Genomic DNA, 13,083 nt, shown 5'->3' on the forward strand with positions numbered 1-13,083 from the left:
TCCAGTTGAAATGAAGGTTTGATATGAACGAGGAATTGTCACAAAACATAGAACAAGCCCTGGATAGCATCAGGCCTTATTTAGAGGCAGATGGAGGCAATGTCAAAGTACTAAAACTTGAGGAAGGAACGTTATACCTTGAACTACTGGGCAACTGTGGTTCGTGTCCTATGTCGACCATGACGCTGAAAGCTGGCGTGGAAGATGCGGTCATACGTACGGTTCCCGAAGTAAAAAAGGTAGTAGCCGTTAACTTAACCGCAAGCGATGACCCAAATGCGAAATTGCCTTTCGCGAGCTAACAAACATCTATTCACAGGCATATTTGCCCTGTTCTTTTTCCTCCTTTGTCAGAAAAGTGAAGGCCAAAGCCGATGTGCTGTTTCTCACGACTCTTATCATGAAAATCCTGAACAATTCGAAAACTGGATTCACGAACTCAGAAAAGTACCACCAGCACATCGTACCGAAAATACTGCTACACGGATCCCAGTCGTTTTTCACATCATACATCAAGGCGAACCACTAGGGGAAGGAAGTAATCTCCCACTTGAGCGCATCGAGCAACAAATGACCACCCTGAATCAGGACTTCCGAAGGTTGAACCCTGATACCTTGGCAACACCAGCAGCTTTTTTACCCGTAGCCGTAGATACCCAAATCGAGTTTGTGCTGGCCAGACAGGACCCAGACGGCTTACCTACGAATGGCATTACCCGAACCCGTGCCAGTCTGTCGACTTATCGATTTCAGGATGATGACATCCTAAAAAGTGAAGCCTACTGGCCTGCAGAAGACTATCTCAACATTTATGTATCCAATCTGGACGGCTTTTTAGGTTGGGCTACTTTCCCTTTTTCTGACCTGGTGGGAATTGACGAGATCAACAATAACCGATTGACCGATGGGGTCGCCGTAGATTTTGAATACGTAGGTTACAATCCGGAAGCAAGAGAGTTTGAAAGTCTTGGCCGTACGTTAACACACGAAATTGGGCATTTCTTTGGATTGAAACATGTCTGGGGAGACGGAGGCTGTTCGGAAGATGATTTCGTACAGGATACTCCCCTTTCCAGCACCAGTTACCAGGGCCAGTGCCCCACCGACGAAGTGGAATCCTGTTCTTCAATAGACATGTATTCGAACTTCCTTAATTACACCGACGATGCTTGCATGAATTTGTTCACTTTTGGTCAAAGGGGTCGCATGGCTTTAGTCTTGCAAAACAGCATACGTCGAAGTTCATTAAGAGATTCCAGAGCACTGGGAACTCCGGTAATGCAGGCCAATGATCTTGGAATTACAAATGTCGAAAATCCGGAAGACCTGTTTTGTGATACCTCGTTTTCTCCACAAGTTGGCATCAGAAATTTTGGCACCAATACGGTAACGAATGTTGAAATCAGCATGCTGATAGACAATGTAACGTTGCACACTTTGAACCAGGAACTGGAATTGAATACAGGAGCCACTACTACCCTTACGTTTCCTTCCGTCAATTTCGAGACTAGTGCGAATCAAGACCTGACCTTTCAGGTCGTCAGCATAAACGGGGTAACCGATGAAAATTCAAGCAATAATCTCCTTGAAATTACCGTACCCCCTGCTACCCGAGTACCATTACCTTATTTGGAGGATTTCGAATCGATCAACACCCTGATCACAAGGACCGAGATCAGCATTTCCGACCACTGGGAACGAGCAACGGCACCGTACCTCACAAGCACGGATGTCGCTGGGCAATTGAACTTCCATGGAAGCCAACGCAGACTTGGCGAATTTCATTATTTGTTGTTACCCAACCTGGATTTAACAGACGTCAATTCAGCCAGCTTATCCTTTCGATATGCGTATGCTCGATTAGGACTCAGCGATTCCAAAGATGGCTTACTCCTGATGGCATCACGTGATTGTGGCGTCACCTTTGATCAGGTACTTTTTTCAAGTTACGGAGAGGAGCTGGTCACCATTGATCGGACAATCACTAGCGCATTCACCCCTACCGGACCTGACGACTGGCAGGAAGTGGAGTTGAACATTACTTCGATCCTGGATCCAAACCTGAGACTCGCATTTGTCGGACAAAACGGATCAAACAACAACATCTACATCGATGACATTCAAATCATAGAAACGGAGCTTCAGGCTTACGATATTGGTATTACGAATGTCACACAACTTCCGGTAGTTACCTGTACCAATTTCATTTCGCCCAGAATCACGGTGGAAAATTTTGGATTTGAGACCATCAACAACTACAACTTACAATATGAACTCGCTGCCACTTCGGGACAATCTAGTGTTTCGACGGAACTCGTATCCGGTGGCGTCGAAGCAAATTCAATCGCCGTTAGTAACCTGGAGGATGGCACTTATACAGTGACTTTATCTTCGAATGCACCCAATCAAGAAACAGATCAGGATCGCTCTAACAATACCTACACCAGGAATTTTGTTATCAATAGCGAATCAGTCACCTTACCCTTTCGGGAAACCTTCGATCAGCCGGATCAATGGGTAACAGTTAACCCCACCGGAAACGCTATTTGGACACAACAAGATCAATCTGTGCAGGCTGCCGCATTCGCGACCGGAGATCTGGGTTCTGCCCATTGGTTGGTCAGTCCTGTTTTAAATACCGGAAGCTTGACGGAAGGCACCCTTCGTTTTCGAATGGCACATGCGCAAACTGGCGTGGCCAATGATCGACTACAGGTATTGTTATCGGTCAATTGTGGACAGTCTTATGACCAAATCATCTTCGACAAATCCGGAGAAGCCCTTAGCACGACCACAGCTACAACCGCTTTTACACCGACAGAAGAAGATTGGCGTGAAGAATCTATCGACATCAGTCAATACATGATTTGGGAGGAGATCAGACTCGCTTTTGTATTTACCAATGGTGGTGGCAACCACTTGTACATTGATGAAGCCGAGGTATTCCCGGTGAGACCTTCCTTTTTAAGATCATTCGAGCGGTCCATTGAAGTTTACCCAAATCCTGCGCAAGACAACTTTGCGGTCACGCTTGACATGCCACAAAAAGACGATATCGTCGTTTCTTTGGTAGACCTTTCGGGTAGGATCATTGCTCAATTCCGTGAGCCTAACGGACTGAACCAAACCTATCGGTTTCAGGTCGCTGACCTGGCCGGTCTTTACATCTTACGGGTTGCCGGAGAAAATTTCGAAAACTCCCGTCGTGTGATGATCAGAAAGTAGTGGTAGTAAGCCACAAGTGATTATCTTACCCGATCAAGTCTTTTAGACCTCTGAATCATATTAAACCCGGTCAAGCCGCGTATAAAAAACGGCATTGGCCATACAAAACTGATCTAATAAAACGTCGGACTCGCCATATCGTCAGCTGGATCTTCCGGTTTGTGTACAAGTCCATTCTTGTGCTGGTCATCCTGCAAGTATTACTCTTCATTGCCGGAGGTATCACCTTTGGTGTCTACAAGGAGGAAATTCACCATGGATTGGAATCTGCTATGGGAGAAAACCTGTTTCGAGGAGACTCCATGCATATTGGCACATTGGATTATGCCAGCACATTAATGCTGGCTCCACAATTGGAGCTGGAAGAGGTGAAGATCTGGGGGTTGGGAGCTAAACACCTAACACCTGCTTTCGATTTGGGAAAGATCGAAATCACGCTAAGTTGGCATGAAATCCTGACGATGCTATGGGACGCCAGCGAATGGTCCCGAACCAGGCCTTTCGTCAACATCAAAAATGAACGCGTAAGGGTCAAACTGAAGGGCATGAAAATCATCGACGGGACACTGACCATGACCCGGACCAGTGAAGGACATAATCACCGGCTGTTCCGTCCGCCAATGGAAAAAATCCTCCAATTTGCTTCGGGAGAATTGAAAATGGCTGGTGGATTTCGCATCAGGAAATTCGAAGCTGAGAACTTTCACCTGGATTATTACAAAGATCGTAGCAGCAACCCTCAGGAAGCACTTCCCAAGCGGTATGATGTCCAATTCGATTACATGAGCATGGACATGTCTTCTGATCCCGAACGTGCTTATTTTAACGATTTCTATGCCGAGGGCACGATTAATTCCATTCGGGTCAAAGACAATGAAGGATTGGTTGGCAGGACCTTCAAAGCAGATGGTGATGCAGAATTGATCAAACTCTCCATCCCTCAAAAACTGAATAACGATACTGGTTTTGATCTGGTCAGCGATAATTTCAATGTGACCTTCAACGACCTTACGGCAACCACACGGGGCATTCTTTCTACCCTGAACGAACGCATGCGAATGGACATTGATTTCCAAAGCAAAACAGGAACGGGTACCCGAAAAAATGAGGCCCTTTTGTCATTTTTGGAACTGACCCTCTCTGATCGTTTCCTGGACATCATCAGAAGTTATGATCCTTTGGGAGAATTGACATTTGTTGGGAAGGTGTACAACAAAGACAATGCATATGGAGGCCCGATTAAAATTGATCTGGATTACGATGCTTCCGCGACCTCTTTTCAATTTCGATTCTTCGAAAATGGTAAATCTCACCGCATCTCTGACCTGGAATTGTCGGGTGAATTTGAAGTCGGTGGTGACAGCCCCTCCTACATCACCGCTGACATCACCAATGGCGAACTTTACCCCGGACAACCTTTTCAGGGCCGTATTGTACTGGACAATGTATTTCGCAGGGAATTCATGGATTCCATCCAACAACTGGCGCAACCTCCTCTGGCGGAAGTACAATTCGAATCCAATCACGTGGATTTTAAGCGTTTGTTAGAGTTCCTGGAATTTGATGCCTACGACCAGGCCGAAGGTTTCATTGATTTTCGGGACTTTCACTTTTCTGGTCCGATTGCCAGTCTGAGCAAGTCTTATTCCGACTTGAATTATGGAGGTGAATTGCGTTTTGACAACCTGACCTTCGACAAGTCTATTCCAAAGTTACCCTTCCCCTTGCATGTGGAAGAAACAAACGGAGGCATTGTCTTTGCAAAAAACAGTGTCAAACCCAAGATGGCTTTCACGTTTAACCAGCACCCTATCGCCATCAAATCAGGCATTATCCGTGATTTCGTTCCTTACATATTCAATGAAGACCGTGATCGGCTCACCTTGGAGAATTTCAGCATTGAGGTAGATTCGGTTGAGATCAAAACCTTACTAGAAGAATTGGCAGAACTCAGTGCAGACAAAAATGACTCCTTATTAGTGGACTTTGAGCAAATCAAATCCGGCTACCAAACGGTCGTGAATAACCTGAAGATCAAAGATCTGGAAATCACCATTCCACAAGTAGACGTCAGCGAATTGTACCAGATCAAAGATGTGGCGGGCATATTTCCAATGGTTGGCCCGATACAGATGATTAATAAAATCAACATTGATGATGGCATTTCACTGGAAGTCACAAATCAAATTGGTTCAGACAGTATTCAAGTCAGTCAACGCATCCAAATGCTCAATGAAAGATTAGTCGCGGAAACTGAACTGAACCTGGCGATTGCGGATATCAATGATTTTGGCTGTCAAATCGGTATTGAAGTGCCTTTAGGAGGGCATTTATCTGAACCACTTTCGTTGGAAGGACAATGGCAGGTCACCAACTCCTGGGGGCCAAATGAGATCGAAACTTATCTTTCCGGATCGGGATCCAGAATATTCAACGAAGCACTAGACATTGATCTGCAAATTCAACAATTCGAGGCGGATCTTCGCCTGGAGGATTATCAGCTTACTCCTCCTGTAGAATTGAGCATTGGCATTCAGCTTGATGAGCAAGTGGTCGGACTCAATGTTCAGGTGAAAAATGACAGTATTTTCATTGAAACGCCAGCCCCGCAATCCCTGGAATTTGCTGTGGCCAAAAAATATCTCTCCCTGATTTGTGAAATTGACCAAAACCTCGAAAGACTTCAAAATCTGGAAGGCGTCATGACCTTCAATACCTATCTGAAGGAGCCACTTCATCAGGTTGGACTATCCATGATTACCGAAGCCAATCAGGTGGGTACTTTCGGGCTGCAAGACCTGTCTTTCGATTTCATCAAAGGATCGGATGTTATTGGCTTTCAAAACATCGATGGACGATTCCGATACGATGCAGAGGCCGTTTATATCGACCAGTTCCGGGGTAATTATGAAGATTCGGACTTTGAGATCTACAATACGCAGTTAGAAGACATCATTGGTTTCATCCTTCTGGGAGATCCGCTGGTGATCGATAGCCTGCACCTCCGGTCTAACCTGCTGGACCTGACCAGTATTCTGGAAAGTGGCGATGCATACAGCTTTCCTTGCGAAGTGGAGGAAGCGAACGTGCCAATAGAACCTCAAGCTATTTGCGAAGGCTGTCTGGTTCGAACCCAGACCCATGACACCTTCCCTGAAGCGGAACCTATCGCCTTCTCACTCCTCAATTTCCTGCAAACATCCGAAGTGAAATATGCCGATGCATATCTGGAACGCATCCTGTTTCGCCCCATTTCCGGCAGTGCGCCTTTTGAAATTGACAATCTGAGTACGAGTGTAAAGCTAGATTCCAGTCGCTTGACCCTATTGGACCTGCAAGCCAGAATGTACGATGGGCTGATCTTCCAATATCAACCTCTCAATGTCTGGGTGAAAAACCTGGATACCATCGCCGTACAGGGTGCTTACACCGTAAAGGATCTGGAATTGCATGAAGTGATCGAGAACCTGAATAACCCCTCAGTCGATGTACTCAAATCCGATCAACTGGATTTTAAAGGCAAGCTCTCCATGGATTTTGATTTCATTGATACGCTTACGCAAGCCACGGACCTTAACAACCTGGAATTCAGGATCAATAACATGCAGATCGTGGAAGGCTCTGCGTTGGAGCTGAACCGTATCGGAATGGACAAAAAATGGAAAGAGAATGTGGGTCCATTCAAACGAATGGTGGCCGGACTCTTTTTGGGTAGCTTCAAGAAAAAATTCGAGCGACCAACGCAGTATGTCATGAACCTCGAAAACCTGGTGCTTGATACTGGTTGGGTACAATTTGATGTGATGGAATTCTACAACAACCAATTCAACTTGGTGGCCAGTGGAAATTACCACATTGAAAACGGTCATCGGGATGTCGACCTGCTCCTGCAACGTAGCGAAAAGAATTATCAGTATGACAAGTTTCTATCCACCTACTGTGACAATGGTTTTCTGACCTACTTTAATGTAACCGAAGACGCAGAAAAAATTGAATTCATCTCTCCTTCTACCGAAGAACAAAATGCGCGTGATCAGGCTTTTCAGGATTGCCTGGAGGCATGCCCCTGCTCAGAAGAAGATTGCGTCAATACCTGCCTGGAACAGTTTCCTACCCTCAACAAACATCGTGAAGTACCCAACAAGATCCAGTTCAGAATAGGAAATAAACGGATCAAGGAGAGGTGTGATTAAACTATCACTAGTCTACGATAGCAGCGAGGACTGATATCAGAGCGAATACATCTCATAACTTTATCCTTGCAGGGTTCGCACCTTATGCTTTTCAGGGTCTGCAATAGTACTATTGCAAGGAAAAGAAACCCTCAGGCGCCTTGACTCGCGTATCACTCTTCTGTATCTTATCGGCACTAACCAACCCTTAGACAAATTCGTATGAAAACATCTATACAAAACCTTGTATTAGCACTAATTTTCCTGAGCTCGTGCTCGGTTTATGACCTCACGAATCTCCCCCCAGCTGATGTAAACGAAATCTACCAAAACGCATTAGCGGATGCAGTTTACCCGACCGATGCCAAAGTAGACAAAAACCTGTTCGCCATCAGTAAAGACAATCCCGACCTGACCTGGAAAACCATCAATGGTGAGGAATATGTTTTAGTAGTTTCCTGGAAAGGTGAAGAAAAATGGTACAAGCCACCGAATGTAGGTCCTGACAATGTTTACAACACGGGTACATCGCACCCGGTTTGGGTAACCGCTGCACCCCAACTGCTCAATTGGGCAAAACAAGAAACACGCTTGATGAAATGGGTAGAAGACGGAGCAATCGAACAAGTAAACAGCAGACTGAAACAATTACTGGGACTCCCTCCCAACCCAGGAAACCCCTACAACTATTTTGTAGAATTCTGGGTAAATCCCAGCGACCTGTTCAGACCTTGTCCTGATCGCGAAATTGATGATAATGAATGCGAGGCATGCAACGCTACCGACACTACCTTTCAAACGTGGATCAATGATACCCGGAATGCTCGTTATTATGACACATGCGAATTATTGGACCGATATCCATGGACCGCTCTGGGATACACCTACGATTGGTCACCAGCTAACAAAACACATCGTGGCATGAGTGAGTACGTGATCCATAACAATGCCAACATCATTGTCAATAAGATCTACACCACGGAAGCGTATTTGAAGCAGCAATGATCGATCGGGAAGGGAGTTAATTTCTACTTAAATCAACCACTTGTAAGAAATTCTCTCCCTTTCCATACCTATCTACTTGACTAATCTGCTTTCTATCACTAAATTGATAGGGTAAGTACAACCAGTTTTGCTCCTTCTTAGGTATCATTTTCATCATACCTCGTAGGCACAAAACATACAACCATCATTTTACACTCTTATGAGTTCCACCTTGCTAGTTCCCTTGCAGATTGATGCACTCTGCCTGGAAAAAGACCAGTTGGCTATTGAAGCAAGTGCCGATTTTAGTCGCCTACCTTTTCAAAAAGATGGTGCAGATCAAAACCCCAATAGCCTCAACATTAGTGATACCGTACTGTCGAACGAATTTCAAAACCTGAACTTCACACTAAAAAAGGGCATCCACCTTCACTGGGCAATGCCCGATGGTTTGACCATGGGTGTCCAGGATACCAACAAGAAAATTGTCTATCCGCAAATTCCCAATCGTTGGTTGATCACCAAGTATATCAACGAAAAACAGGAAGGCCAATGGATCGTTGAAAGCGACTACCTGCATCCACAAAATGCTTCGAATGATTATGGGAGTGTTTCGTACCCGATTGATCTAAAAAATTATACGGCTCAGGTCATTGCTTCAGAAATTGAGGAAACACCTTATCAGCCCTACCGATTCATCGGCAGGCAAGTTCCATATGTAGACTGGAATGAGGAAGAAAGTGTAGATCGGCTAAAAGGTCTTACCGTAGCGGGCTATGGTACACCCAGTTTTGCGGCTTTCTATCCCAACTGCTACAGCATCTTAGGGTTCCAGGAAGATACGGATACAACACCAGATGCCTTAAACAACACCGAATACACCGTCGTTGGATGGTACTCCGATACCAGTAATGACCCCCTGAATAAACTCATCCGAGACAACAGCGGTAAAACCATTGGTGAATTTCGCGAATTGATCAAAGGCACCTTCAATTGGGAAATACCTGAAGATGCTGATGCAGCCCCTGAGAACATGGTTTGCTTCGGACACCTCTCTTTTAATGCAAATACCAGGTCGTTTGAGTCCACTCGTACGACCGATGTGGAGTTAGCGATTGGTAATTCCGGAAAAGAAGCCTTGTCAGCGTACATGGCCACTAAATTCCATCCGGACAAGAAGAAAGTTGCCGAAGAACAGCTGATGGCCATTCAACTCAGCAACATGGTCAATACGACAGGAACGGATGTAGGCCCTGCATTTCGACAAGCCTTTCACGACGATCAGTTTGCCAGTAAAAACGGCCAGACAGTCTGGGTGGTCACGCTTCAAAGCAATACCAACAATACAACAGACAAGTCCAGTCAAAATAACAAAGATGAAAACATTCAATTACCCCCAAACTTAACCCATCAGCTCAATGACCTGAACCTATCCCAAGCTGCATTTGAACAATCATCGAATCGGATCGAAGGCCTCAGGCATTCCCTTTTTTCCGATTGGTACAAATACATGGTGAGTGCCTACCCTGCCTCCGATGAGGTCGGTGCCTATCCTGACATGAACCTGATCCGATATTACATCGAGCAGAAAAGCATTCCGGAACTAGAAAACCTGATCGAAGAAACCGGAACCTTGTTCGTCGAAAAAGACAAAAGCACTGGGATTATCACCTCTCTAAAAGGTGAAGGAGTAGATACGGTAGCAGCCCGGGTAAGCGGCTATTTTGCAGGATTAAAAACACTCGTAGACAGCTACAATACAGGAGAGCCTGAAGCCACCTATTTCACAGCCCTTTGTAATCAGGGAGCGATACCTTCTGATGTTACTTCCGACGCTGGGATCACCTGGGTACCAAACACCCCGATAACAGATCAATGCCTACAATTCAGCGGAAGAAACTTCCTAACCTATAACATCTCTGAGGGTTGTAGAGGAATTTCTTTTTGGACAAAGATCATTGGGCAACAAAATCACGATGCGGTCTTCTTCAACCTGGAAGAGGTAGACAATAGTTCAATTGGTGTTTCTGGTTTTGGAACGTTTTGGAATCGCGTGTCTATCAATGGGGTTGTAATAAATCCTGAAATCAACAAAGACTGGGGTAGTTTCCCAAAAGACCAGTGGATCCATATTTACCTGGAGTCTGCGACCCATTTCAATGGGAATCTTTATCTATTGAGCTCCGATGGTACCCAACAATTCACCAGAGGAAACCTGACTAGTTTTCGGCTATTTAATAGCCCATTAAGTGAGGATGACATTTATACCGACAGGAACATCTTCCAAAAGAATCAGGCCGTCATCAGGCAGCAACCGGGGCCCAGGTATTATCAAACCAAAGAGCCGGTTTTACTCTTATCCGGTGATGATGTCAAACCTTCTCTCCGACATGGATACGATGGCAGGCAACACGAGGAAGATCTGATGGTTTGCAACATAGATTCAACACTCGTACTCCCACTGACCAAAGCGGGCATTGAATCATCCACTATACTGGACGATATAAGGAATAAAAAACCTGGCAATGATACCGAGCTGATGGGATATCAATCCTGGGAAGAAATGCCCTGGAATCCCTTCATGTTCGAATGGGAAACAGCTAACTACCCCCTGCTAAAAGAGAATGCATCCACAGCATCGGAAGAAAGTACATCAGGAAGCGATGCATTAATAGCATCGGGAGGCAATTATCCGATCTCCTTCATCGAAGACAATTTCATTCAGGAAATGAACAAAGAGCAGTTGGCATTGAATGACAATGCTACTGTCTCTGGTGATCCTCAGATCTACAAAGGCTATACCATCATCACCAACCAGGCACAATTGCTGCTACAAGCGCAAGTCATTGTGTTCCTCAACAAACAACGAACCAATGATTTCATCGCGCAATTTGGGATCACCATAGAAACAGAGGAGCAGCAAACCAGTTTTAATGATTGGATCGCGGACAAGCCTAAACTTTCAGAAAGTAATTTCGAGGAATATACTGACTGGATCGATTCACTGCCTGAATATCTCTATACTGATACGCCAAACAACATCATTCGACAGGCCATTGGTGCCTACACAGAGGTAACACAACTTAATGTTCAATCTCAAGCCCTGGGTGGATTCAATCAGGCGCTGCTGATGTTTAATCAGGCACTACAATTACCCATCAGCGATGCATTGGGTTATGATAACGCGAAGGAATTTGCCGAAAAAGTTGCCGATCTGGTATTGGGAGCCAACAAATCCGTGGCACATCCATTGAATACCTTTATGCCACTGCGAACCGGAAGCCTGAATTTGATGAATGTACGTATCATTGACACGTTTGGTCAATACAAGGATGTCAATAATCTGGAAGCACTGATCATTCCCGAATCGATGCGCTTCGACAGTTCTGAAGGTTACGGACATTTCTACCTACCCCCGGCAATTTCGCAGCCAGCACGACTCAATTTTAGATGGCTGGCAGCCGATAATGGAGAACAGGAAGTCAACAGCGCACAAAGCAGCAATCCGATCTGTGGATGGGTGGTAGCTAATTTCATGGACTTGTCCATCATGGTGTACGATCAAAATGGATACAGTCTTGGCTACATCGATAAAAATGCCTTCTGGCAGCCTACACCAGGCGACAGCACTCCATTGGACCCAAGGTTCATTGAAAACAAGTATCTGAAAAATGTAGTCCGGCAACTCTCCATCACTGATGGTGAAAGTAACGAAGCAAAAGCACAATACATTTTGGATTTCATCAACATGATGAATGAAGCACTGACCAACATCACCCCAGCCAACGCTGCGCAGCTAACCGGAACTGCCATATTGATGGGAAGACCGATTGCTGTTGTTCGTACTTTTCTTGATCTGGAAGTGAAAGGCAACCTGGCAAACAATCAAAGTTGGAATGCCTTCCGTGCTGATCTTAATGCATCAAAAAGAACCACCAATGATTTTGAAAAGGTGCTTTTCCCACTCCGAGTAGGTGACAGGAGTCAACTGAATGATGGTCTAGTGGGCTACTGGAAGGAAGATGAAACCAACCAATTATCTTCTGCATTTTACACGACGATTGCTTCCGGTGTAGTAACCAATGCTGATATTGTTGCTTTCGAAGATGCTCGTACACATTTGCAACAGTCCATTGATGCAGAAGGTCAGAACCTAACCATGTTGGTCGACCCGAATGGAAGTGTACATGCGCACTCTGGTGTCTTACCCACCAAAAGCATTGCCATTCCTTCCAGCAAATTTGCGAAGGCCATTCAGAACATCAACATTACTTTCCTGTCGACACCCATCATCACTCCCAGGGATTTGGTGGCTGTTTCGCTGCCTAATGAAGCAGGTTTCAACTGGTCGTGGGTAGCCAAACATGGGCAAACATGGAAAACCGTGGATGCTGTCGGGTCAGTAACCATCAATGATTTTACCATAAGGTTCAATAATGGCCTGGAAATATGGGATGCTTTAGTGAGCAATAACTGGATCAGTACCCAGGACAATGCCACAGCACAGGTCATTGCTGAAAATCAACGTCTTACGACGGACCTTGGGGGCACTTTCAGTACCCAGCTCGTTGAGATCCAAAAAATACTGACCGCTGCCAAGATCAACCCATTCAGCTATGACGGGACTTTTAAAAACCCCGTGGAAGCCATTGAAGGATGGCTCAAACTAACACCACAAAAATCATAAGAAATTGAAATCGCT

The 13,083-nt window shown here is 45.2% G+C and carries 5 protein-coding genes; all 5 read left to right on the plus strand.

Going from position 1 to position 13,083, the window contains the following annotated elements; all coding sequences use genetic code 11:
• Positions 1 to 23: 23 nt before the first annotated feature.
• The 5 genes from R8G66_03815 (at position 24) to R8G66_03835 (ending at position 13,068) form a co-directional block, all read left to right on the plus strand.
• Complete coding sequence (locus R8G66_03815; GenBank protein MDW3191459.1) at positions 24 to 302, plus strand: NifU family protein; 279 nt, start codon at positions 24 to 26, stop codon at positions 300 to 302.
• Positions 277 to 3,225: a choice-of-anchor J domain-containing protein gene (locus R8G66_03820; protein ID MDW3191460.1), complete on the plus strand. Its 2,949-nt coding sequence runs from the start codon at positions 277 to 279 to the stop codon at positions 3,223 to 3,225. The genes R8G66_03815 and R8G66_03820 overlap by 26 nt, the downstream gene beginning before the upstream one ends.
• A gap of 161 nt (positions 3,226 to 3,386) precedes the next feature.
• Positions 3,387 to 7,418, plus strand: a complete 4,032-nt coding sequence (locus R8G66_03825) for a hypothetical protein (protein ID MDW3191461.1) — start codon at positions 3,387 to 3,389, stop codon at positions 7,416 to 7,418.
• Between the two features lie 201 nt (positions 7,419 to 7,619).
• On the plus strand, positions 7,620 to 8,402 hold the full coding sequence (locus R8G66_03830; protein ID MDW3191462.1) for a hypothetical protein: 783 nt from the start codon (positions 7,620 to 7,622) through the stop codon (positions 8,400 to 8,402).
• A 199-nt stretch (positions 8,403 to 8,601) separates the two neighbouring features.
• Entirely contained in the window at positions 8,602 to 13,068 is a 4,467-nt protein-coding gene (locus tag R8G66_03835; GenBank protein ID MDW3191463.1) for a hypothetical protein, read from the plus strand.
• Positions 13,069 to 13,083 lie beyond the last annotated feature (15 nt).

It is taken from the genome of Cytophagales bacterium, assembly GCA_033344775.1.
Lineage (GTDB): Bacteria > Bacteroidota > Bacteroidia > Cytophagales > Cyclobacteriaceae > JAWPMT01.